Origin of the sequence: Mycolicibacterium sarraceniae, from assembly GCF_010731875.1 — a bacterium.
Classification (GTDB): domain Bacteria; phylum Actinomycetota; class Actinomycetes; order Mycobacteriales; family Mycobacteriaceae; genus Mycobacterium; species Mycobacterium sarraceniae.
Window position 1 is genome coordinate 4,210,514 of sequence record NZ_AP022595.1, and the last position, 24,101, is coordinate 4,234,614.

The following is a 24,101-nucleotide window of genomic DNA, read 5'->3' on the forward strand; positions in this document are numbered from 1 at the left end:
TCACACCATGGGGCTGCAACACCTTTGGTTCATCATCGTCGCGGTGCTGTTCCTCGGCTTCTTCATCCTCGAGGGGTTCGACTTCGGCGTCGGCATGGTGATGGCGTGGCTGGGACGGCTCGGCAAGGGCGATACGGAGTCTCATCGCAGGGCCGTGCTCAACACCATCGGACCGGTCTGGGACGGTAACGAAGTCTGGCTGATCACCGCGGGCGGTGCGATGTTTGCCGCATTTCCGCACTGGTACGCCACTGTGTTCTCGACGCTCTATCTGCCGCTGTTGGTGATCCTGCTGTCAATGATCGCCCGCATCGTGGCCATCGAATGGCGCGGCAAAATCGACGATCCAAAGTGGCGCCGGTGGTGCGATATCGGGATCGCGGTCGGGTCATGGCTGCCGGCGATCCTCTGGGGCGTGGCGTTCGCGATTCTGGTCAACGGCCTACCGATCGGGCCGGACAAGAACGTCGTCGGGCTGTCGGTCACCGATGTGCTCAACCCGTACACGCTGCTTGGTGGGCTGGCCACCTGCGCTCTGTTCCTGTTTCACGGCGCGGTGTTCCTGGCGCTGAAATCCGGCGGCACCGTGCGCACCGATGCGGTCGGGTTGGCCCGCAAGCTCAGTGCTCCCGCTACCGTGGTGGTCGCCGCGTTCGGTCTGTGGACCCAGCTGGCGCACGGAAAGCCATGGACCTGGGCGGTGTTGGCGCTGGCGGTGGTGGCCCAGCTGGCGGCCGTCGCGGCAGCCTGGGGTGTTCGCGAAGGCTGGGCATTCCTGGCCACGACGATCGTCGTCGCCGCGGTGGTGACCCTGCTGTTCGGGTCGCTGTACCCGAATCTCGTGCCCTCGACTCTCGATCCGGCGTACAACCTGACGATCTTCAACAGTTCGTCTAGCCCCTACACCCTGAAGGTGATGACATGGGCCGCACTGATATTCACCCCGATCGTGCTGCTGTACCAGGGCTGGACCTACTGGATCTTCCGTAAGCGGATCTTCGCCGAGTCGATCCCCAAGTCGATCGGTCTGCCCCTGAGGCGCGTGCCCTGAAGCGGCTGTGGCAGGTCTCGGGAGCGGTACGCCGCTATCTGGTCGCGACGGTCGTCTGCGGCACGCTGATCTCCGGGTGTGCCATTGCGGGCGCCGTGGTACTCGGCCATGTGGTGGCCGGTGTCATCACCGACCCGGCCACCCGCAGCATCGGCCACTGGCAGACCGAGCTGGTGACCCTGGCCGGGCTGTGGCTCATCCGGGCCCTGGTGCAATGGGTGCAGGGCCGGCTGGGTCAGCGCGGGGCCAGCGCCGTGATCGCCGACCTCGGCGGGCAGGTGCTGCGCGCCGTCACCGCCCTGCCGCCCGGCGTACGCAACACCCGGCGCGACGACGCCGCGACCGTGATCACCAGCGGGCTCGACGGTCTTCGGCCGTTTTTCACCGCCTACCTCCCCGCACTCTTCCTGGCCGCGATCCTCACCCCTGCGACCGTTGCCGTCATCGCGCTCAACGACTTCCAGTCGGCGGTGATCGTGCTCGTCGCCTTGCCATTGATCCCGGTGTTCATGATTCTCATCGGCCTGGCCACTACGGACCGGTCGGCTGCCGCGTTGGACGCGATGACCACACTTCAGGCACGGCTGACGGACCTGATCGCCGGTATCCCCACGCTGCGGGCCCTCGGCCGCGCCGACGGTCCGGCCGACCGCATCGCCAAACTTGCTGCGGCCCATCGCCGATCGGCGATGGCCACCCTGCGCATCGCGTTCCTGTCCGCGTTGGTGCTCGAGCTCATTGCCACACTCGGCGTGGCGCTGGTTGCGGTCAGCGTGGGGCTACGCCTGGTCTTCGGCGAGATGAGCCTGGTCGCCGGGCTTACCGTGCTACTGCTGGCACCCGACGTCTTCTGGCCGCTACGCCGGGTCGGGGTCGAGTTCCATGCCGCACAGAACGGAAAGGCCGCCGCCGATAAGGCGTTCGCGCTCATCGAGCAACACCCGGAGCCCCCGGCCGGTACCCGCACCGTCGACGCCGACGGCGCCGTGATCGCGCTCGACGGCCTATGCGTGGCCGGGCGCGACGGCATATCGCCGCACCGGCTATCGGGCCGGCTGCGGCCCGGCGAGGTCACCGTGCTCACCGGCGCCAACGGCGCAGGCAAGACCACGACGCTGCTCGCGATCGCCGGCCTGATCACCCCCACCCACGGGCACGTCACCATCGACGGTGTCGACATTGGCGACCTGGATCGTCCGACGTGGTGGCGGCAGCTGGCCTGGCTGGCCCAACGCCCGGTGATCATCCCCGGTACCATCGCCGAGAACCTGGCCCTATTCGGCCAGCTCGATGATCTCGAGAGCGCCTGCCACACAGCGGGTTTCACCGAAGTCATCGACAGCCTGCCGGACGGCATCGATACCATGCTGGGCCGCGACGGCACCGGGTTGTCACTCGGCCAGCGCCAACGCCTGGGCCTGGCCCGCACGCTTGGCTCCCCGGCGCCAGTGCTGTTGCTCGACGAACCCACCTCGCACCTCGACGAGGCGACCGAACGAACTGTGCTGCGGGCAATCAGCCGGCGGGCCGCCGAAGGTGCGACCGTCGTGCTGGTCGCCCACCGCGACAGTGCGGTGGGAATCGCCGATCACGTGATCACGGTGGAGGCCGATCATGCTGGCGTTTGACAAGCGGCGGCTCGCGGTCGCGATCGTCCTCGGATCGCTCGCGCTGGGTAGTGCGCTGGCGCTGGCGGGCGTGTCGGCCTGGCTGATCACCCGCGCGTGGCAGATGCCACCGGTGCTGGATCTCTCGGTGGCCGTCGTCGCGGTGCGCGCGTTAGGCATCTCGCGCGGCGTTCTCGGCTACTGCGAACGGCTCGCGTCCCACGACACCGCGTTGCGGGCAGCGGCCGGCTGCCGCAGTGAGATCTACCGCAGGCTGGCCCACGGCCCCGCCGGTATCACCGCACGCCTGCACAGTGGTGATCTACTGACCCGGGTCGGCACCGATGTCGACACCCTGGCCGACGTTCTGGTGCGCGCGCTGGTGCCGATCGGGGTCGCCGCCATCCTTGGTGCCGCCGCTACCGCCGTCATCGCGATGATCTCCCTCACCGCAGCCATCGTCCTCGTGCTGTGTCTGCTGATCGCGGGTGCGCTCGCGCCCGCACTGGCCACCCGGGCGGTGCACGCGCAGGAAGCGGTTGCCCGCAAACGTCAGTCCGGTCGCGATGTCGCCGCCGTCACCGCACTGGAACATGCGGACGAGTTGCGGGTGGCCGGGCGGCTGCCCGGCTTGATCGCGCACGCCGAACAGCGCCAACGCGATTGGGGTGTGGCGATCGACCGCGCAGCGGCACCGGCCGCCGCGGCTGCCGCGGTTCCGACGTTGGCTAGCGGCGCCAGCGTCATCGGCGCCGTGATCGTCGGCATCGGCATTGCCGGCCACACCGCGCCCACAACTCTTGCCGTGCTGATGTTGTTGCCGCTCTCCGCATTCGAAGCCACCCTTAACCTTCCCGGCGCCGCGGTGGCACTCACCCGCGCACGGATCGCCGCACAACGACTGACCGAACTCGTACCGGCCGGGTCTGCCACGCACACCGTCTCGCTCACGAACCCCGACACAACACCGGAGTTGCGTGCCAGCGCCGTTCGCGCCGGCTATCCCGGCGCGGCGGCAGGCCCACCCGTCACCGTGACGTTGCAAACCGGTGCGCGCCTGGCGATCACTGGCCGCAGCGGTGCCGGCAAGACCGCTCTGCTGATGACCTTGGCCGGCCTGATCCCACCGGCCGACGGTCGGGTCACCGTCGGCGGCGTCGCCACCAGCGAACTGAGCGAATCCGAATTACGCAGCGCCATATGCTATTTCGCCGAAGACGCCCATCTGTTCAGCACCACCGTCCGGGACAATCTGCTGGTGGCGCGCGGTGACTGCAGCGATGAGGAGCTCACGCATGCGCTGGCCGCTGTCGGTTTGAACGACTGGCTGGACAGTTTGCCCGACGGGCTGAGCACCGTATTGATCGGTGGCGCGGCCGCGGTGTCGGCGGGACAACGCCGGCGGCTCCTGCTGGCGCGGGTGATGTTATGTCCCGCACCGGTGGTGCTGCTCGACGAGCCGACCGAGCATCTCGACGCTGCCGACGGGCAGCGGATAATGCGCGCCCTGCTCGACGACCGGCCCGGGCTGCTGTCACCGGCACGGACTGTGGTGGTCGCCACCCATCAACTTGGCAACGACATCGCCTGCCGGCGACTATCGATCGGCCACTACGGGTAACGTGGCGCGCATGACTGAGCCCCCCGACCAGGCACCTCAGCAACCCGCCCCGCCGCCGCCCCCTCAGGGCTATCCCAATCCGTACGCCGCGGGCCCGTATCCCGGCGGCTATCCGCCCGCCCCGCCGCAGCCGTATACGGGTTATGCACCCCCACCGGCCGCCCCGCGCAACGGCCTGGGCATCACCGCGCTGATCATCGCGATCGTGGCGCTGCTGGCATCCTTCTCGGTGGTCGGCGGCATCGTATTGGGCATCGTCGCGGTGATCATCGGTTTCGCCGGCCGCAGTCGCGCCAAGCGCGGTGAAGCCAATAACGGTGGCGTCGCGCTCGCCGGCGTGATCCTCGGTTTCCTGTCGATCATCATCGGCCTGGCTTTCATCGCCGTGTGGGTCGGCGTGTTCAAGGAAGTCGGCGCCACCGACTACATCGACTGCCTGCAGAAGGCCGGACAGGATCAGTCCGCCGTCCAACAGTGCGCCGATGACTTCAAACAATCGGTGGAGAACAAGTTCAGCGTCACTCTGACGCCGACCCCGTAACTGTCGGCAGGTGCCGCCGCCGCGGCAGGAATTCCAGCGATAACAACACCATCAGCAGCGGCAGCACTTGGCTCAACGGCAGCAATACATACCGGCGATCGCCGAGCGCGTGAAATTTGCGCAGATACCGATACAGCGACTCCAGTGCGATCAGTGAGTCGCCGAGGTGGATCGCCGCATAGCAGAGGCCGCGCAGCGCACCACGTTCCGGATCGGTGAAAATCTCGGGGAACGCTGCAAATGCCAGCGAAAGGCGTTGGACACCAAGTTCTTTCATCGCGGCGATCATATCGACAGATAGTCGCTCGTCGATCCCGTTGGGTGCCCCGCGGCGGTGCCATGGGACGTCGAGGGTGACGTCGCCACCGTCGCCGGCCAGTGCGTAGCGGTGGAATCCCTGTACCCGGCCCGCGTTGTCGCGCGCCACGATCAGCAGGATGCCGGGATAGTGGCCGGTGAGCGCGCCATCCAGGATCATCGAGAAGCCGCGCTCCGTGCGCGAACCCTTCGCCGACGACAGCAGCACATCGGTCAGTTCGGCCAGCAGACCGTCGGCCAGCTCCTGTTCCGCAACGATCTCGGTGGTGATGCCGGCGTTGTGGGTGCGCTGCACCGCCTGGCGCAGGTTGCGGAACCGGCGGCCCACCATGTCGAACGCCGGCACATCGATCACCACGTCGCGCCCGATGGGCACCGGCCGGAGGTCCGGCCAGAGTCCGAGCCTGCGCTCGCTGCAGCCGAGAACAACCACCCGCCAGCCGCGGGTATGGCACATTCCGGCGAATTCGGCGATCAGGTCGGGGAAGCCGTCTTCGTCACCGATCGGGTCGCCGCTGACCACGGCGTAACCGAGCCGGGTTCGATACGCGATGGCCGCAGTGCCGTCGGTGCTGAAGAAATGGCTCTTCAGCATCTGCATGGCGAAGGGTGCCACCGGGTCGCCGCTGGTCGCTTTCACCAGCGCCCAGACTCGCGGCAGCTGGCCGGGCTCGGGCCGCGCCGTCGTCGGCCACATCAGCACCAGCCCGGAGGACGCGATCAAAACGTCGCCCGTTACGTCGAAGGCCAGCAGGTGGGCGGCGAACCCGGCGAAAACGGTGGCGGCAGCAGCAATCGCGTGCGCCGCGGTCACCGGCCGGCCCAGGAAGATGCCGCGGGCGATCAGCGCGACCGCGGCCAGGATGGTCAGTGACCAGGGAGACTTGCCGACGGCGAGCCAGCTGGCCGCGATCAGGAATGCCAGCGCGCCCACCCAGCGGGCGGTCGGGCTGTCGACATGCACGACAACCCGTTCCCTGGCGCGAAGTCGCAGCGCCTCCTGGAGAGGCGGTTCGGTCATCAAGAAAACGATACGCGCTCTATCAGGCATTTCCTGGGAAGTGCTTGACGATTCCTTCCTGGACAACGGTGGCCACGACGTCCCCGGCAGGGCTGAAGAAGTGGCCGGCGCCCAGGCCCCGCGACTCGGCGGCCACGGGCGAATCCGTCGAATACAACACCCAGTCGGAGAAATCGACCTGCCGGTGGAACCACACCGAATGGTTGACGGTCACCGCGAAGATGCGGTCCCAACCCCAGGACAGGCCATGGGTGGTGATGATCGAATCCAAGACCGTGGTGTCGGAGGAATAGATCATCGCGGCGGTGTTCAACGTCGGGTCGTCGGGCATCACCCCGTCGGCCTTGAGCCACACCTGATTGGCCGTGAGCGTGCCACCCTTTTCCCGCATGATCCACGACGGCTCGTTGGTGTAGCGCCACTCGATCGGGCGGAGCGCCTCGACGAATCCGGGCACCACCTTTTCGTAGCCGACGAGAAGCTGATCGATCGTGGGCAGCGTCTCCGGTGCGGGCAGATTGGGCATCGGGATGCTGTGTTCCAGCCCGGCGCCCGCGGACGTGTACGACACCAGCGCGGTGGCCAGGAGTGTGCCGTTCTGCATGGCGTCGATGCGCCGGTTGGCGAAGCGCCGCTCGTCACGCAGCCGCACGACGTGATATTCGATGTCGACGGCCGGGTCGCCGCCGGCGATGAAGTGCACCGACAGCGCGCTGGGCGCGATCGTGTGTGCCACAGTTCGGGTGGCCGCGACAAAGGACTGGGCCATCAGCTGCCCGCCGAACGTGCGGGGCGGATTCTTGCGGGGGTGGGCGCCGGCGAACACATCGGCACCGACGTCCGAGAGATCGAGAATGGCCAGCAGGTCGTCTAGGTCTGACGTGGCCAACAGTCGATCTCCTTAGTGGTCGTCCTCCCCAATCCGGTGCACATGGATCAGATTGGTCGAGCCTACTGTGCCCGGAGGGGCACCAGCGACGATGATCACCAGGTCGCCCCGCCTGTAGCGACCCAGTTCGAGCATCGAGCGGTCGACCTCACGGATCATGTCGTCGGTCGATTCCATGTGCCCGACGATGAACGTCTCGGTCCCCCAGGTCAGCGCAAGCTGGCTGCGCACCTCGGGCAGCGCGGTGAACGCCAGCAGTGGGAGCGGAGTGTGCAGGCGCGCAAGCCTTTTCACCGTGTCCCCGGACTGGGTGAAGGCGACCAGCGCCTTGGCGTCCAGCCGCTCCCCGATATCGCGGGCGGCGTACGAGATGACGCCGCGCTTGGTACGAGGTGTGTGCGTCAGCGGCGGAGCCGCCGTGGAGTTCTCCTCGACCGCGCCGATGATCCGCGCCATCGTCCGCACGGCCTCCAACGGGTACTTGCCAACCGAGGTCTCCCCCGACAGCATCACCGCATCGGCTCCGTCCATGACAGCGTTGGCGACGTCGGAAGCCTCGGCCCGGGTGGGCCGGGAGTTCTCGATCATCGACTCGAGCATCTGGGTGGCCACGATCACTGGCTTGGCGTTCTCGCGGGCCATCTGGATGGCGCGCTTCTGGACCAGCGGTACTTCTTCGAGCGGCAGCTCGACCCCTAGGTCACCGCGGGCCACCATGATGGCGTCGAACGCCAGCACGATCGCTTCGAGGTTGTCGACCGCTTCGGGCTTCTCCAGCTTGGCGATCACCGGAACCCGGCGACCGACCCGGTCCATGACCTCATGCACCAGTTCGACATCGGCCGGTGAGCGGACGAAGGACAACGCCACCAGGTCGACACCCAGGCGCAGCGCGAACTCGAGGTCCTCGATGTCCTTAGTCGACAGCGCAGGCACAGACACGTTCATGCCCGGGAGTGAGAGGCCCTTGTTGTTGCTGACCGGGCCCCCCTCGGTGACCGTGCACACCACGTCGTTACCGTCGATGTGTTCGACGACCAGCCCGACCTTTCCGTCATCGATGAGCAGCCGGTCACCGGGCGCGGCGTCCCGGGCCAGCTGCTTGTAGGTGGTCGACACCCGGTCGTGGTCACCCTCGTAGTCCTCGACGGTGATCCGCACCGTCTCGCCGTTGGCCCAGTAGGTCGGGCCGTTCGCGAAGCGGCCCAGCCGGATCTTGGGGCCCTGCAGGTCGGCGAGGATGCCGACGGCGCGGCCGGTGACGTCGGACGCCGCCCGAACCCGTTTGTAGGCGGACTCGTGGTCCGCATAGTCGCCGTGGCTGAAGTTGAGCCGCGCGACATCCATGCCGGCGTCGACGAGAGCCCTGACGGACTCGTCGGTGCTGGTGGCGGGGCCAAGGGTACAGACGATTTTGCCGCGTCTACTCACGACGACTCAGCATAGTCGCGGTTGGAGGACTTCTCGACCGATACAGATCGCGGTGACAGGCTATTCACTCAGCCGACAGCCAACGGCAATTGGTGGGGCCGTACCGGCGCCGGGAGGTCGGACTCACCCATGAGATACGCGTCCACCGCATGGGCGGCGGCACGGCCCTCGGCGATCGCCCACACGACCAGCGAAGCGCCACGGTGGGCGTCACCGCACACGAACACACCCGGTGCGTCGGTCTGCCAGTCCGAGCCGCAGCTGATGGCGCCACGCGGGCTGAGCGTGATCCCGAGATCGTCGAGTAGCGCCAGATGTTCGACCCCTTCGAAGCCGATGGCCAGCAAGGCCAGATCGCACGGGATTTCCAGTGCTTCGCCGACCGGTGTGATGACCCGCCGGCCGTCGACCCGTTCGACCTTCACTTCGGCGATCTGCATGGCGCGCAGGTTGCCCGCGTCGTCACCGACGAAACGCTGCACGGCCACCTGATAGTGGACGGTGCCACCCTCGGCGTGCGCGGGTGAGCTCCGCAATACCAACGGCCAGGTGGGCCACGGTGACAGCGTGTCGTCACGGGCCTCGGGCGGTTGCGGGTTGTAGTCGAGCTGGGTCACCGACGTCGCACCCTGGCGGTGCGCGGTACCCAGACAGTCGGCGCCGGTGTCGCCGCCACCGATGATCACCACATGCTTGCCCTGGGCGGAGATGGCAGAGGGTCCGTCGCCCTCGCACTCCCGGTTGGCTGGGACGAGGTGTTCCATCGCCAGGTGAACACCGTTGAGGTGCCGCCCTTCAACCTCATTGTCGCGGCCGCGCAAGGCCCCGACCGCCAGTACGATGGCGTCGAACCGGTTGCGCAGTTCCTCCACCGAGAGGTCGACACCGACCTCGCATTCGGTGACGAAACGGGTTCCCTCGGCGCGCATCTGGGCCAGCCGCTGGTTGAGGGTGGCTTTCTCCAGTTTGTATTCGGGGATTCCGTAGCGCAGCAGGCCACCGAGCCGGTCGTCGCGTTCGTAGACGGTGACATGATGCCCGGCGCGGGTCAGCTGTTGCGCCGCAGCCAAACCCGCCGGCCCCGAACCGACCACCGCGACACTCTTACCGGTGCCGATCGCGGCCGGCTGCGCCTCGACAATGCCGAGGCGCCAGGCCTGGTCGACGATCGTGTTCTCGATCCGCTTGATCGTCACACTGCCACCGGTCCGTTCCTCGGCGATGGACAGCACGCAGGCCGTCTCGCACGGCGCCGGGCACAACCGGCCGGTGAATTCAGGAAAGTTGTTGGTGGCGTGAAGACGTTCGCTGGCAGCATCCCAGCGTCCGCGGCGCACCAGGTCGTTCCATTCCGGGATCAAATTGCCCAGCGGGCAGCCAGCAGTTCCGGAGTGGCAGAACGGGATTCCACAGTCCATGCAGCGGCGGGCCTGTTGAGCCACCTCCCCTGAAAGTTCCTTGGGATCTTGCCGCTCGTAGACCTCACGCCAGTCGCCGACCCGCTCATCGACGGTCCGCTTGGCGGCCTCGACCTTCGGAACCTTCAGGAATCCGGTGGGATCAGCCACGGGTTGCCTCCATGATCGCAGTGTCCACGTCGCGCCCTTCGGCCTTGGCCATCCGGGTGGCCTCAAGCACCTTCTGATAGTCGGTGGGCATGATCTTGGTGAATTGAGCGCTGCGCCTTGGCCAGTCCGAGAGGACCGATTTGGCCAGCGTGCTGCCGGTGTGGTGAACGTGGCGGGCCACGACGTCATGCAACCATTCCAGATCGTCGGGGTCCAGGGCCTGCAGCTCCACCATCGCGGTGTTGACCTTGGCCGGATTCAGGCCCAGCACATAGGCGATACCGCCGGACATGCCCGCAGCCATATTTCGCCCGGTGCGGCCCAGTATCACGATGTGGCCGCCGGTCATGTACTCGCAGGCGTGATCACCGACGCCTTCGGTCACCGCCAGCGCACCGGAGTTACGGGCGGCGAATCGCTCCCCCACCCGGCCACGCAGGAACACCTCCCCCGACGTGGCTCCGTACAACAGGGTGTTGCCGGCGATCACGTTGTCCTCCGGCAGGAACAACACGTCGTCGGGCGGGCGCACGATCACCCGACCGCCCGAAAGACCCTTGCCGACATAGTCGTTGGCATCACCGATGAGATCCAGGGTGATACCCGGGGGCAGGAAAGCCCCAAGGGATTGGCCGGCCGACCCGGTCAGCGTGATGTGAATGGTGTCCTCGGGAAGACCCTGCGCACCGTAACGGCGGGTGACCTCCGAGCCCAGCAGTGTGCCCACGGTCCGGTTCACGTTGCGCACCGGCAGTTCCAGTCGCACCGCGTGGGCATCTTCGAGAGCTCCCTCGGCCAGGGCGATCAGTGTCTGGTCGAGTGCATGCTCGAGACCGTGCTCCTGATCGCGCAGCCTGCGCCGCTGGGATATCGGGCCACCGTGGGCGTCGGTGGGGACGGCGAAGATCGGGCTCAGGTCCAAGCCTTTGGTCTTCCAATGCGCCACACCGTCATCGGTGTCGAGCACCTCGGCATGGCCGACGGCTTCATCGATACTGCGGAACCCCAGCTCGGCCAGCATTGTTCGGACATCTTCAGCAATGAACCGGAAGAAGTTCTCGACGAACTCCGGCTTGCCGTTGAATCGTGCTCGCAATTCCGGGTTCTGGGTGGCGACACCGACCGGGCAGGTATCGAGGTGACAGACCCGCATCATGATGCACCCTGCCACGATCAAGGGGGCGGTGGAGAAGCCGAACTCCTCGGCACCGAGCAGGGCGGCGACCATGACGTCACGTGCAGTGCGCAACCCGCCGTCGCACTGCACGGTGATGCGGTCGCGAAGACCGTTGAGTACTAACGTCTGCTGGGTGTCGGCCAGACCGATCTCCCAGGGCGCTCCGGCGTGTTTGAGGCTGGTCAACGGCGCCGCGCCGGTACCACCGTCGTATCCGGAGATCAGCACGACGTCGGCGTGCGCCTTGGACACTCCGGCCGCGACGGTGCCGACCCCGACCGAGCTGACCAGCTTGACGTGAATCCTGGCCTGCGCGTTGGCGTTCTTGAGGTCGTGGATCAGCTGGGCCAGATCTTCGATGGAGTAGATATCGTGGTGCGGCGGCGGCGAGATCAGGCCGACACCCGGCGTGGAGTGCCGGGTCTTGGCGATGTTGGGATACACCTTGAATCCGGGCAGCTGCCCGCCCTCGCCGGGCTTGGCGCCCTGGGCCATCTTGATCTGGATGTCGGTTGCGTTGACCAGGTAGTCACTGGTGACACCGAAGCGGCCGGAGGCCACCTGTTTGACCGCACTGCGCCGGCGCGGGTCGTACAGCCGGTCTTCGTCTTCGCCGCCCTCACCGCTGTTGGAGCGCCCGCCGAGGTTGTTCATGGCGATCGCCATGGTCTCGTGGGCTTCCTGCGAGATCGAGCCGTAGCTCATGGCGCCGGTGTTGAACCGAGCACAGATGGCGTCGACGGACTCCACCTCGTGCAGTGGGATCGGCGGGCGCAGGCCCGTCTTGAAACCGAACAGGCCGCGCAGAGTGCCGCCCTCGCGGGATAGCCGGTTGACCTCTTCGGAATACTTGGCGAACACTTCGCCCTGCCCGGTCCTCGTCGAATGCTGCAGCAGGAACACAGTTTCCGGGGTGAACAGATGAAGCTCGCCCTCGCGGCGGAACTGGTATTCGCCGCCGACCTCCAGCCGGCGGTGCACCCGCTCGGTGGGGTTCTCCGGGTAGGCGCGGCGGTGCCGCAGCTTGACCTCCTCGGCGAGCACGTCCAGCCCGACGCCGCCGAGCTGGCTGACCGTTCCCGTCAGATACTCGTCGACCACGTCCTTGGACAGACCGATTGCCTCGAAAGCCTGTGCGGCCGTGTAGGACCCGACGGTGGAGATTCCCATCTTGCTCATCACCTTCATGACGCCCTTGCCGAGCGCCTTGAGGTAGTTGCGCACTGCCGTGCCGGCGTCGATTCCGGTGAGCTCACCCTCGCGGATGAGGTCTTCGATCGATTCGAAGGCCAGGTAGGGGTTGACCGCGGCCGCGCCGTAGCCGATCAACAGGGCGATGTGGTGGACCTCGCGGGCATCACCGCTTTCCACCACCAGTGCGACCATGGTGCGCTGCTTGGTGCGCACCAGGTGATGGTGCACGGCGGCGACGGCCAGCAGCGACGGGATCGGCGCCCGGGTGTGATCGGAGTCGCGATCCGAGATCACCAGTGTGCGGGCACCTTTGGCGATCGCCTCACTGGCCCGGTGCCGAAGCTCCTCGATGGCCTCGGCGAGCCCTTCCCCGCCGCGTTCGACCTCGTAGAGCGAGCGCAGGACAGCAGTTTTCAGGCCGGACTGCTCACCGTCGTCGTTGATGTGGACGATGCGATTCAGCTCGTCGTTGTCCAGAACCGGCCAGTGCAGCAGGATTTGGCGGCAGGAGGCGGCGGTGGGCTCCAACAGGTTCTGCTCGGGGCCCATGACCCGGGCCATCGATGTGACGATCTCCTCTCGGATGGCGTCGAGTGGCGGATTGGTCACCTGGGCGAACAGTTCGATGAAGTAGTCGTAGAGCAGCCTGGGGCGCTGGGAGAGCACGGCCACCGGGGTATCGGTACCCATCGAACCGAGGGGCTCCTGGCCGGACGCCGCCATCGGTGTGAGCATGATCCGCAGGTCTTCTTCGGTGTAGCCGAAGGCGATTTGGCGTCGGACCACCGATTCGTGGTTGGGCGAAACGCGGGTGCGTGCCGGCAAGGTGGTGAGGTCCAGCAGCCCGGCGTGCAGCCATTCCCCGTACGGGTGCTCGGCTGCCAGCTGATCCTTGATCTCGTCGTCGGACACGATGCGCCCGGCGGCGGTGTCGATCAAGAACATCTTGCCCGGCTCCAACCGGCCCTTGGCGACGACCTCGCCCGGTGGGATGTCCAGCACGCCGCTCTCGCTGGCGAGGATGACCCGGTCGTCGATCGTGCGCCACCAGCGACCCGGCCGTAATCCGTTGCGGTCCAATACCGCTCCGACAACCGTACCGTCGGTGAATGTCACGCAGGCCGGGCCGTCCCACGGCTCCATGAGCGAGGCGTGATACTGGCAGAACGCCCGACGGGCCGGGTCGAGAGTCGTGTTGTTCTCCCAAGCCTCCGGGATCATCATCATGACGGCGTGCGGCAGGCTGCGGCCGCCGAGGTGCAGCAGCTCGAGCACCTGGTCGAAGGATGCCGAGTCGGACGCATCGGGGGTGCAGATGGGCGACAGCCGGCTCAGGTCGCCGGGGATCTTGGCGCTGGCAAGCATGGCTTCCCGGGCGTGCATGCGGTTGCGGTTACCCCGCACGGTGTTGATCTCTCCGTTGTGGGCCACGAAGCGGAACGGGTGCGCCAGCGGCCAGGACGGAAAGGTGTTGGTGGAGAAGCGGCTGTGGACGATCGCGATTGCGCTCATGCAGCGTTCATCACGCAGGTCTGCGAAGTACCGCGGCAGCTGCATCGTGGTGAGCATGCCCTTGTAGGCCAGCGTCCGGCTGGACAGCGACGGGAAGTACAGACTGGCCCCTTGTTCGGCGCGCTTGCGCACCGGGTAGACCAGGCGATCGAGGTCGATCCCGCCGGGGCGCGCGCCGTGTCGCTGCGGGCCGGCAACGAACAGCATCGACATGTGCGGCATACACCCAAGCGCTGTCGCACCGACTTCGGCACCCACTGGGTCCACCGGAACCGTGCGCCAGCCAAGGACCTCCAGACCTTCCTCATCGGCGATGGCGTGCACCCGGTCGACGGCGGCGAGCCGTTCGACGGGGTCCTGTGGCAGGAAACAGATCCCGGCGGCAAAAGTGTTGCAGCCGTTAGCTGTCGGTGCGGGAAGGTCGAATTCGGCGACCGCCCGCAGCAATTCGACCGGAAGCTGCAGCAGGATCCCCGCGCCGTCACCACTGTTCGGCTCGGCCCCGGCGGCACCGCGGTGCTCGAGGTGTTCCAGTGCGGTCAGACCGTCAGCGACGATCTGGTGCGACCGGCGGCCCTGAATGTCGGCCACCATCGCGACGCCGCACGAGTCGGACTCGTTCCGGGGGTCGTAAAGACCCTGCGCTTCGGGAAGTGCTGAGAACAGCATTCCAGGCTCCTCCGCGTTCGGTCATGCGGCGGGAAAGCTGGTGTGCGCGATGCGCTGAGATTGTCGCCTTGCCGCAGTCTGACGTGTGTTGCTGGGACTGCGTCGGCCCGGTGATTCGAAGGCCCAGTGTATCAGCGCAGGCGGATCACTACTGACTGATTAAGGTGGGCACCAGCGGGAAGCCCGGCCAGTTGCGGACCACCGTCCACGTGAGGGTCAGGACCGCGATCACCGCTACCGTCGGCGGCGACAAGGCGCGTTCTCCCCGCCTGATCCGCCAGATCACCCAGATTGCCAGCAGCGGCAGACCCACCAATGCGAAGACGTTGTCGACGACGGCAGCGCCCACGTCACCGTGCAGCAGGTCGTGGGTCATGCGCAGACCGCCGCACAAGGGGCAATTCCAGCCGGTGAGCAGATGGAAAGGGCAGGGCGGGAACAGGGCACCGGGCCGATGTGGGTCGAGCACCCCGACGTAGGCCAGGGCGCCGACCGCGAGGGCACCCGTACCGAGCGAGAGGGCGGTGCTACGTTCCATCGCGCAAGGGGCGGCTCTGCGGGTCGCGCACCTTATCGGTGAGGATCAGGACCGAGTCGACGATGCCCCAGACAACGGCGCCGATCCCGCATGTGACGAGTCCGACGAGCAGCTGGGCGATGCCCAGCCCGGTGTAGCCCAGGTAGAGACGGCCGATACCGACCAGACCGAAGAGTCCCAGCAGCTGCAGCAGACCGGCGACGACCTTCGACTTATCCGAGAGCGGTTCACCGGTGATCGGATGGCGGCCGAATGGCGCCGAGGGATCGACGTACCCCCCGGCTGCCGGATACTGCGGCGGCATCGGGTAACTCGACGGGGGCGGATATTGGCCGGGTGGCGGCGGTACGCCCTCAGTGCCTCCGAACTGCGGCTCGGTCATGCCAGACAGCATGCCAGAGCGGGACCAAACCTAGAAGGGTGGCGGGTCGTCGTTCGAGGCGGGCGGAGCGGGACCAGCCGCAGCGCGCGCCGGCGGTGTGCGGTCGGCGCGGTTGCGCGCCCGCTCACCAGCGATCGCATGAGCGCGGTTCTGCCTTCGGGTGGTCCGCCGCCTGGGCATCATCGCCGACCGGTCGCCGCAGCGGTGGTCCAGCGGCGGCGGCGTCGCCGCCGGACCCGTCGGTGTCATCAACGCGGGAAACAGCAAGATGCTCCCGGGAGTCGTGACGTAGGTACCGTCGTCGGGAATCGTCCACATCACCGTGCCGTCCTGCAGCTGTTGGTCCTTCCAGCCCCAGAACGTTTTCAAAATATGGTGATCGCGGCACAGAAGTTTCAGGTTGGACGCGTGCGTCGCGCCATAGGGCCACGGGACTGTGTGGTCGATATCGCAGACCCTGGCCGGCTTAGCGCAGCCAGGAGCCCGGCATGTGAGGTCGCGGGACCGGACAAAATCGGCCAGCGCCCGCGACGGGTGATAGCCGTACTCCGACGCGTCATCGACGGGAATGACGACCGGACGCTGGCGCGCCTTCGCTTTCAGCTCAGCGAGTAGCTCCGCCGAGATCACCGTCCCAGTGTCGAGGACATAAGCCGGCTTGTTACTGGTGCCGTTGAGTGTCGCTTGGTCAGCTACGACGTGGATTACGACCGAGCCTGTCGGCTTTGTGGCTGCGACGCAATCGGATTCACCGCACTGGCAGGCCAACCGCTCCTCGCCGGTGCCCAATGCGCCCAGCGCCGCCGAGCGCCGTTGACCCATTGTGCGGGGATCGGTGTCGCACACCGACTTCGCCATCGTGTTGATCCGCTTTTCCACAGCCGCGCCGTCAACGACCGTCAGCACCGCCGTAATCTCCACATAGCCCTCGGAGTTCTCCCAGAACGTGACGTCGCACTGCTTGCCGCGCTCCTGAATCCGCCGCACCGCATCGGGATCACGCTGAACCACCACGCCGTCGATCTCGGTGGCCAGCTTCTTGGGGGTCATCGACGGCCAGCGAGCGACCACGGCAGCCAGTTCAGCATCAACCCCGGCCATCGTCTCGGCGTCAGTGATCAGATGCGTGCGGTACACGATCGTCTTGAACGTCAGGAAGTCGATATCGCCGGCCTCGAACACCGCGGCGGCCGCGGGCAAGCGCAGCATCGCCAGCGCATAGTTCATGTAACTGTTGGCCATACCCAGGCTCACCCGCAGCGCCGCAGCCACTTCAGCTCCGACGGCGCGCCAGGTATCGACCGCCCAATCCTCACGCTCACCCAATGCGGCGCGGCGATCCTCGAAGATGTCGGCGATCAGCCGCAACCGAATCGCAGCCGCGCGATTCTCGAGCCGTGAGATACTCGTCAACCGCTCGAACAAGCCCACCGATTCGGCTGTCTCCGGTGTCTCGGTGTACTCACCCGGCCAGTGATCGAACATGCGTTCGAGTATGCCATCGAGGTACGACGAGTTTTAGTTTCTGCAGTTTCAGTCGCGATGAACTTCGACGCCCCAAAGGACTCGGCGGACGACGGCGCGGAACTCGCGGCGCTGTGCCGGCGGTGCGGGCTCGGGTTCAGCCTCGGGCTCGGGCTCGTCGACGTCGCCAACGGCTGCGGCATCTTCGGAGTCATGCTCGGCGGCCACGGCCGCCGCTGCGGCAATGCCGCCGCCCGTCGCAATTGCGACCAGATCCTCGGCCACCTTCTCGGCTGGCGATCCAAGTTCCTCCTCGAGACCAGAACCCTCGTGCTGCCTGCCACCGAGCGTCGCGGGATCCTCGCGGCCCTTGGGCGCAAGGAGGATGTAGACGATCGCACCGATGAACACGAACACCGACGTAAACGAGTTCACCCGAATACCCGCGATATGCGTGGCGGTGTCGTCGCGCAACAGCTCCACCCAGAACCGGCCGATGCAGTACGCCGCGACATACGTGGCGAACAGGCGGCCGTGCCCGAGCTTGAACCGCCGGTCCAGGTAGATCAAGACGAAGAACACCGCCAGGTTCCACAACAGCTCATACAGGAACGTCGGCTGCACCACCACGGCGACCTGCCCCGTCGACACCCCGTCGAGGGAGTGCACGTCGACCATGCCGGACGAGTCGCGCCGATAGAAGATCTCCAGCCCCCACGGCAGCGTCGTCTCGCGGCCGTACAGCTCCTGGTTGAAGTAGTTACCGAGCCGGCCGATCGCCTGCGCCAAGATGATGCCTGGCGCAATCGCGTCACCGAACGCCGGCAGCGGAATCCCCCTGCGCCGGCAGGCAATCCACGCGCCCACACCACCAAGGGCAACCGCGCCCCAGATACCGAGGCCGCCGTCCCAGATTCGCACCGCCGCGCCTATACCCGCGCCGCCCTCGGCAAAATACGTTCGCCAGTCGGTCATCAGGTGATAGAGCCGGCCACCGATCAGGCCGAACGGCACCGCCCACAATGCGATGTCGTAGATGACGCCGCGCTCGCCTCCGCGTGCCGCCCATCGGCGATCGCCGATCACCAACGCGGCGATGATGCCCGCAATGATGCACAGCGCGTAGGCCCGAATCGGGACCGGGCCCAAGTGCCAGACACCCTGTGCCGGACTAGGGAAGTAAGCCAAGACGGTTGTCGTCACGAGGCAGGCACCTTCTGTCGCACACCCACAGCCAGCTCTTCGGTCAGCGTCCGCACCGCCGCCAACCCGTCCGTCAGGGCCGACACTAGCGCCGAACCCACGATCACACCCTCTGCGAACGCTGCAATCTCAGCGGCCTGCTCACGCGAGCGCACACCCAGTCCCACTCCCACCGGGATTTCCGAAATCTCCTTGACCCGCCCCACCAATTCCGGTGCCGCGCTGGACACCACGTCCCGCGCACCGGTCACACCCATGGTCGAGGCCGCGTAGACGAACCCCCGCGAAGCCGCCACGGTCTTGGCCAGTCGCTCCGCGGTCGACGACGGCGCCACCAGGAAGATTCGGTCCAAGTCGTGCGCTTCGGCGGCCGCCATCCACTCATCGGCCTCGTCGGGTATGAGGTCCGGGGTGACCATGCCCAGTCCCCCTGCCGCGGCGAGATCGCGGGACCACGCCTCAATCCCGTAGTGCAGCACCAGATTCCAGTACGTCATGACGACGGCATTGCCGCCCGCGGCACTGATTGCCTCGACCGCGCGCAGGGTGTCACGAACCCGAACACCGCCCTGTAGCGCGGCCTCCGTCGCGGTGGCGATCACCGGACCGTCCATCCCGGGATCGGAGTACGGAACACCGACTTCGATGATGTCGCAACCGGATTCGACCATCGCCACCATCGCTTCGATCGACAGGTCGACGGAGGGATAGCCGGTCGGCAGGTAGCCGATCAGCGCAGCGCGGCCCTCGTCGTGGCACTCCGCAAAAATCGACCCCAGCCGACCCGACTGACTGTGCTGAGCGGTCATGAGACTCCCGGGCCGGACTGGTCGAACAGCCCGAACCACTTGGCCGCAGTCTCCACGTCCTTATCGCCGCGGCCAGACAGGTTCACCAGGATGATCGATCCCGGCCCCAGCTCGGCCGCCAGTTTCACCGCCCCCGCCACCGCGTGTGCCGATTCGATGGCCGGGATGATGCCCTCCAGCCGGCACAGCAGACCGAACGCGTCCATAGCCTCGGTGTCGGTGATCGGCTGATACTCGGCGCGACCGAGGTCCTTGAGAAACGCATGCTCAGGGCCGACACCCGGGTAGTCCAGGCCGGCCGAAATCGAATGCGACTCGACCGCCTGGCCGTCCTCGTCCTGCAGCAGATACGAATACGAGCCCTGAAACGCCCCAGGCGACCCACCCGTGAAAGTTGCTGCGTGCCTCCCGGTTTCAACGCCGTCGCCCGCCGCCTCGAAGCCGACCAAACGCACGGCTGGGTCATCGATGAACCGATGGAAGATGCCGATCGCGTTGGACCCGCCACCCACGCACGCGGCCACCGCATCGGGCAGCCGTCCGGCCTGAGCCAAGATCTGGGCACGCGCCTCGAGCCCGATGATCCGCTGGAAATCGCGCACCATGGTCGGAAACGGATGGGGCCCGGCCGCGGTGCCGAAGCAGTAGTAGGTGCGGTCAGCGTTGGTGACCCAGTCACGGAACGCGTCGTTGATCGCGTCCTTCAGCGTCTTGGACCCGGACTCCACCGAGACGACCTCAGCACCCAGTAAACGCATCCGGGCCACATTGAGCGCCTGGCGCGCGGTGTCCACAGCGCCCATGTAGATCACACATTCCAAACCGAGCAGCGCACAGGCCGTCGCAGTCGCCACACCGTGCTGGCCTGCCCCGGTCTCGGCGATCACGCGGGTCTTGCCCATCTGCTTGGCCAGCAACACTTGCCCCAGCACGTTGTTGATCTTGTGCGATCCGGTGTGGTTGAGGTCTTCGCGCTTGAGGAACACCCGCGCCCCGCCGAGATGCTCGCTGAGGCGGACCGCCTCGTAGAGCGGCGACGGGCGTCCCGCGTAGTGGGTCTGCAGGTTGTCCAGCCGGTCGAGGAATTCTTGGTCGGTGCGGGCCTTTTCGTAGGCGGCCGTCACCTCTTCGATCACGGCCATCAGCGCCTCGGGCACGTACCGACCGCCATAGACACCGAAGTGCCCGCGGGCATCGGGATCGTGCGCCGTCGGTTCAGCGACAGCCGCGCTCATGCGCGGCACGTTCGGGGTGGAGGTATCGGCCACGACTCAGCGAGCGGGTTTCGGGCAGGAGGGATGGGCTCCGGCGGTCACCAGGTCGGCGACGGCGCTCCGCGGGTCCCCACTCGTCACCAATCCCTCACCCACCAGGACGGCGTCCGCCCCGGCGCCGGCGTAGGCCAGCAGGTCCCCGGTGCCGCGAATCCCCGATTCGGCGACCCGGATCGTGTCGGACGGCAACCCCGGCGCGATCCGCGCGAAGCAGTCCCGGTCGACCTCCAACGTCTTGAGGTTGCGGGCGTTCACACCGATTACCTTGGCGCCGGCCTGCAGGGCCCGGTCGGCCTCTTCCTCGGTGTGGACCTCCACCAGCGCGGTCATCCCCAGTGACTCGGTGCGCTCGAGCAGCGACTCCAGGGCCGGCTGCTCCAGCGCAGCCACGATCAGCAGCAGCATATCCGCGCCATGGGCCCTGGCCTCGTGAATTTGGTAGGGCCGAACAATAAAGTCCTTGCGCAACAACGGGATTCGGACGGCGGCACGTACCGCGTCGAGGTCGGCCAGGGAGCCGTTGAAGCGACGCTGTTCGGTCAGCACGCTGATCACCCGGGCTCCGCCGCTCTCATAGGCGCGGGCCAGCTCGGCGGGATCGGCGATACTGGCCAGTTCGCCTCGGGAAGGGCTGGCGCGCTTGACTTCGGCGATGACGGCGATACCCGGCGCGCGCAGGGCGGCCAGCACGTTCAACGGCGCCGGCGCCGCCAGCGCGGCCGCCTTGACCTCTGCCAGCGGAACGATCGCCTCACGGGCGGCAACGTCTTCGCGAACTCCCTCGATGATGGAGTCGAGCACGGTTGCCGAACTCATGCGAAGCTAATCCCTTCTAGCACTCTGACGATCTCGCTTCTGTCCTTGGAAGGGTAGTCGTAGTTCGCCGCGCATTCGTCACCGACCCTCGGTCTCGGGGCGTCGCTCCGTGGGATCGACGCCCTCGTCGAGGGCGTCCCACATGCCCCGCTCCGACAGTGCCGGGTCGGCGTCCGCGCTGCGGACGGCGCTGCGGCGGGCAGCAGGTGCGGCGTATTTGGCCAGGGCGCCCCGCCCTGAACCGGCCGAGCGCATCAGCAGCACGGCGGCGACAAGCGCGCACACGGCGGCGGCGACGGTCAGCCCGGCACCCACGTACTGCCTGCTGCTGGCCACCAGCGATGCGACCGGAAGCTGGGCCAGATCGGCTGCGCGCGGGCCGACATCAGGGGTGACGATCAGGCTGACCCCGAGGTAGCCCAGCAGCAGTGTGACGATCGCGATCAGCAGCGCGACCGCGCGAAGGCCCCAGCCCCGCACCGCCAAACCGGCCACCGCCGCCGCCAGCAGCAGCACAGCCAGCGGCAACAGCGCGTTGGACCAGTCGGCACCGGTCAGCGTGATGGTCTTGGGCTGCCCGAGGCCGTCGGAGGACGTCACCGAGACCCAGACCAGCCGCGACCCACCCCACAGCAGCAGGGCGGCCACCACCAGCAACAGCTGACCGATGCGGATCACGGGGCACCCAGCGTTTCCGCGGCCGCGATTGCGCTGAGCACCGCCTTGGCCTTGTTGGATGCCTCGGTGTATTCGTACGGGCCGTTGGAGTCGGCCACCACCCCGCCACCGGCCTGCACGTAGGCGGTGCCCTTGCTCATCAAGGCGGTGCGGATCGCGATGGCGAAGTCGGCGTTACCGGCGAAGTCCAGATACCCGACGACGCCGCCGTAGAGGCCGCGACGGGTCTTCTCGACCTCTTCGATGAGTTCCATCGCACGTACCTTCGGCGCACCTGTCAGCGTGCCGGCCGGGAAGCATGCCGTGACCGCGTCCAGAGCGGTCCGGCCCTCCGCAAGCAAACCGTTGACCGTGGATACCAGGTGCATCACGTGGCTGTAGCGCTCGATGTGGCTGTAGTCCTCCACCCGCACGGTACCCGGCACACACACGCGCCCCAGGTCGTTACGGCCGAGATCCACCAGCATCAGGTGCTCGGCGCGTTCCTTCTCATCGGAGAGCAGCTCCTTTTCCAACAGCTGGTCTTCCTCTTCGGTCTGACCGCGCCACCGCGTGCCCGCGATCGGATGCGTGGTGGCCCAACCGTCGTTGACCGTCACCAACGCCTCCGGGCTGGAACCGACGATCGAAAATGCCGTTCCCCCAGTCTCATCCGGGATATGCAGCAGGTACATGTACGGGCTGGGGTTGGTGACCCGCAACATCCGGTAGACATCAATGGGATCGGCTTGGGTTGTCAGTTCGAATCGTTGGGACGGCACCACCTGGAAGGCTTCACCGGCCTCGATTTCCTTCACCAGCCGCTCGACGATCGCGCTGTACTCCTCGGGAGTGCGCTGCGAGCGGTGCTGGGGCTGCGGCCGGGAAAACGTCGCCACGCTCGATAACAGCGGCTGACCCAGAGCATCGGTCATCACGTCGAGGCGGGCGACGGCGTCGTCGTAGGCCCAGTCGACCCGTTGGTCGGTGCCGTTCCAGTTCACCGCGTTGGCGATCAGCGTGATCGTGCCCTCGTGGTGGTCGACGGCGGCCAGATCGGTGGCCAGCAGCAGCAGCATGTCAGGCAGGCCGAGGTCGTCGACCGCCAATGCGGGCAGCCGTTCGAGGCGCCGGACGAAGTCGTAGGCGAAGAACCCGACCATGCCGCCCGACAGCGGCGGCATACCCGCGAGCGGACCTGTCGACAGCAGTGCCATCGTCTGGCGCAGCGCCGCCAGTGGGTCGCCGCCGGCCGGGGCGTCCTGCGGGGTGGTGCCCAGCCAGACCGCTTCTCCGTCGCGGACCGTCAGCGCCGAGGGCGCCCCCGCCCCGATGAACGACCAGCGCGACCACGACCGGCCGTTCTCGGCGGATTCGAGAAGGAAGGTTCCGGGCCGGTTGGCCGCCAGTTTCCGGTACGCCGACAACGGTGTCTCACTGTCCGCGAGCACCTTGCGGGTCACCGGCACCACGCGATGCGCGGCGGCCAGCGCACGGAACTCCTCGCGTGTGGTGGTGGCGGTCGCGGATGTCGCCGGCCCAGCGGCTCCGGCGAGGTTGGATTGCACGGGTACATCCTCCCAGACCCGCTGGCCCGGTTTGACGGGCGTAGCCTGCTCCCATGAGACGTGGAGACCGGGTCGCAGACTTCGAACTGCCGGATCAGACCGGCACCGTGCGCTCGCTGACGAGCCTGCTGGCCGATGGGCCTATCGTGCTGTTCTTCTATCCCGCCGCGATGACACCCGGCTGCACTAAGGAAGCCTGTCACTTCCGGGATCTTGGCTCGGAGTTCGCCGCCTTGGGTGCCAGCCGGGTGGGCATCAGCACCGACGCGGTCGAGAAGCAGGCCCGGTTCGCTGACTCGCAGAATTTCGACTACCCGCTGCTATCCGACGCCGACGGTGCGATCGCCACGGCCTTCGGCGTCAAGCGCGGACTGCTGGGCAAGCTCATCCCAGTCAAGCGCACGACGTTCGTGATCGACACCGACCGCACCGTGCTGGAGGTCATTTCCAGCGAGGTCAACATGGACGCCCACGCCGACAAGGCACTCGAGGTACTCAGATCGCGTTGAGCGCGCTCTCGCTGTCGGCGGCGACGAAAAGGTCGTACAGCTCGACAGGCTTGACCTCGACGCCACGTTCGTCGGCGAGCGCTTGGACCCGTCGCGCGACGTCGATCTGCATCTCCCGGGGCAGATCAATTCCATACTCGATCAGCAGCACATAAGCGAAGCCCCCCCTTCCCCGAAGGTGGCCGCGGCGAGTAAGCACGAGCGCACCTGTCATAGTGATAAGGCTGTGCACTACTCCTCAGACAAGTAGAGAGGTTCGTGGTGATTTCCCGTATTACCCAA

Annotated in this window: 20 protein-coding genes; 5 read left to right on the top strand and 15 right to left on the bottom strand. The window is 66.9% G+C overall.

Annotated elements, in window-relative coordinates:
• Positions 1-7 precede the first annotated feature (7 nt).
• From cydB to G6N13_RS21120, 4 genes are read left to right on the top strand one after another with little or no spacing between them, the layout of a single operon-like run.
• The gene (cydB, locus tag G6N13_RS21105; RefSeq protein WP_163700094.1) at positions 8-1,051 is read left to right on the top strand and encodes a cytochrome d ubiquinol oxidase subunit II; all 1,044 of its coding nucleotides are present in this window, start codon (positions 8-10) and stop codon (positions 1,049-1,051) included.
• Between the two features lie 5 nt (positions 1,052-1,056).
• A complete protein-coding gene (gene cydD, locus G6N13_RS21110) occupies positions 1,057-2,679 on the top strand; it encodes a thiol reductant ABC exporter subunit CydD (RefSeq protein WP_179965172.1) in 1,623 nt (540 codons plus the stop codon).
• Positions 2,666-4,279: a thiol reductant ABC exporter subunit CydC gene (gene cydC / locus G6N13_RS21115; RefSeq protein ID WP_163700096.1), complete on the top strand. Its 1,614-nt coding sequence runs from the start codon at positions 2,666-2,668 to the stop codon at positions 4,277-4,279. Before cydD ends, cydC begins: the two co-directional genes overlap by 14 nt.
• A 10-nt stretch (positions 4,280-4,289) precedes the next feature.
• Entirely contained in the window at positions 4,290-4,820 is a 531-nt protein-coding gene (locus G6N13_RS21120) for a DUF4190 domain-containing protein (RefSeq protein WP_163700098.1), read from the top strand.
• On the opposite strand, the gene G6N13_RS21125 is transcribed toward G6N13_RS21120, so the two are convergent.
• From G6N13_RS21125 to G6N13_RS21190, 14 genes are all read right to left on the bottom strand, one after another.
• Positions 4,798-6,159 carry an MprF family protein gene (locus tag G6N13_RS21125; protein WP_163700100.1) on the bottom strand — a complete coding sequence of 454 codons (1,362 nt, stop codon included), beginning with the start codon at positions 6,157-6,159 and terminating at the stop codon, positions 4,798-4,800. The two genes, G6N13_RS21120 and G6N13_RS21125, sit on opposite strands and share 23 nt — an antisense overlap.
• Positions 6,160-6,181: 22 nt before the next feature.
• Positions 6,182-7,048, bottom strand: a complete 867-nt coding sequence (locus G6N13_RS21130; protein ID WP_163700102.1) for an acyl-CoA thioesterase — start codon at positions 7,046-7,048, stop codon at positions 6,182-6,184.
• Positions 7,049-7,060: 12 nt separating this feature from the next.
• Positions 7,061-8,479 (bottom strand): pyruvate kinase, encoded by a 1,419-nt coding sequence (pyk, locus tag G6N13_RS21135; RefSeq protein ID WP_163700104.1) that lies wholly within the window; start codon positions 8,477-8,479, stop codon positions 7,061-7,063.
• A 68-nt stretch (positions 8,480-8,547) separates the two neighbouring features.
• The gene (locus G6N13_RS21140) at positions 8,548-10,047 is read right to left on the bottom strand and encodes a glutamate synthase subunit beta (protein ID WP_163700106.1); all 1,500 of its coding nucleotides are present in this window, start codon (positions 10,045-10,047) and stop codon (positions 8,548-8,550) included.
• Complete coding sequence (gene gltB / locus G6N13_RS21145) at positions 10,040-14,599, bottom strand: glutamate synthase large subunit (protein ID WP_163700109.1); 4,560 nt, start codon at positions 14,597-14,599, stop codon at positions 10,040-10,042. The genes G6N13_RS21140 and gltB overlap by 8 nt, the downstream gene beginning before the upstream one ends.
• Before the next feature lie 148 nt (positions 14,600-14,747).
• The gene (locus G6N13_RS21150; RefSeq protein WP_163700111.1) at positions 14,748-15,137 is read right to left on the bottom strand and encodes a DUF2752 domain-containing protein; all 390 of its coding nucleotides are present in this window, start codon (positions 15,135-15,137) and stop codon (positions 14,748-14,750) included.
• Positions 15,127-15,519, bottom strand: coding sequence for an NINE protein (locus tag G6N13_RS21155; protein WP_163700113.1), 393 nt, complete (start codon positions 15,517-15,519; stop codon positions 15,127-15,129). Before G6N13_RS21155 ends, G6N13_RS21150 begins: the two co-directional genes overlap by 11 nt.
• A gap of 30 nt (positions 15,520-15,549) precedes the next feature.
• Positions 15,550-17,004: an HNH endonuclease signature motif containing protein gene (locus G6N13_RS21160; protein WP_163700114.1), complete on the bottom strand. Its 1,455-nt coding sequence runs from the start codon at positions 17,002-17,004 to the stop codon at positions 15,550-15,552.
• 48 nt (positions 17,005-17,052) lie between these two features.
• On the bottom strand, positions 17,053-18,186 hold the full coding sequence (gene lgt / locus G6N13_RS21165) for a prolipoprotein diacylglyceryl transferase (protein ID WP_163700116.1): 1,134 nt from the start codon (positions 18,184-18,186) through the stop codon (positions 17,053-17,055).
• Entirely contained in the window at positions 18,183-18,995 is an 813-nt protein-coding gene (gene trpA / locus G6N13_RS21170) for a tryptophan synthase subunit alpha (protein ID WP_163700118.1), read from the bottom strand. The genes lgt and trpA overlap by 4 nt, the downstream gene beginning before the upstream one ends.
• Positions 18,992-20,230 carry a tryptophan synthase subunit beta gene (gene trpB, locus G6N13_RS21175; RefSeq protein WP_407663777.1) on the bottom strand — a complete coding sequence of 413 codons (1,239 nt, stop codon included), beginning with the start codon at positions 20,228-20,230 and terminating at the stop codon, positions 18,992-18,994. Before trpB ends, trpA begins: the two co-directional genes overlap by 4 nt.
• Positions 20,231-20,266: 36 nt before the next feature.
• Complete coding sequence (gene trpC, locus G6N13_RS21180) at positions 20,267-21,085, bottom strand: indole-3-glycerol phosphate synthase TrpC (RefSeq protein WP_163700122.1); 819 nt, start codon at positions 21,083-21,085, stop codon at positions 20,267-20,269.
• Between the two features lie 78 nt (positions 21,086-21,163).
• On the bottom strand, positions 21,164-21,763 hold the full coding sequence (locus G6N13_RS21185) for a TIGR02234 family membrane protein (RefSeq protein ID WP_163700124.1): 600 nt from the start codon (positions 21,761-21,763) through the stop codon (positions 21,164-21,166).
• Positions 21,760-23,310 carry an anthranilate synthase component I gene (locus G6N13_RS21190; RefSeq protein WP_163700126.1) on the bottom strand — a complete coding sequence of 517 codons (1,551 nt, stop codon included), beginning with the start codon at positions 23,308-23,310 and terminating at the stop codon, positions 21,760-21,762. Before G6N13_RS21190 ends, G6N13_RS21185 begins: the two co-directional genes overlap by 4 nt.
• 53 nt (positions 23,311-23,363) lie before the next feature.
• Here G6N13_RS21190 and G6N13_RS21195 point away from each other — a divergent pair, with 53 nt between their 5' ends.
• Positions 23,364-23,819 carry a peroxiredoxin gene (locus G6N13_RS21195; RefSeq protein ID WP_163700128.1) on the top strand — a complete coding sequence of 152 codons (456 nt, stop codon included), beginning with the start codon at positions 23,364-23,366 and terminating at the stop codon, positions 23,817-23,819.
• Here G6N13_RS21195 and G6N13_RS21200 read toward each other — a convergent pair.
• On the bottom strand, positions 23,806-24,033 hold the full coding sequence (locus tag G6N13_RS21200; RefSeq protein WP_163700129.1) for a hypothetical protein: 228 nt from the start codon (positions 24,031-24,033) through the stop codon (positions 23,806-23,808). The genes G6N13_RS21195 and G6N13_RS21200 overlap by 14 nt on opposite strands.
• Positions 24,034-24,101: the final 68 nt, after the last annotated feature.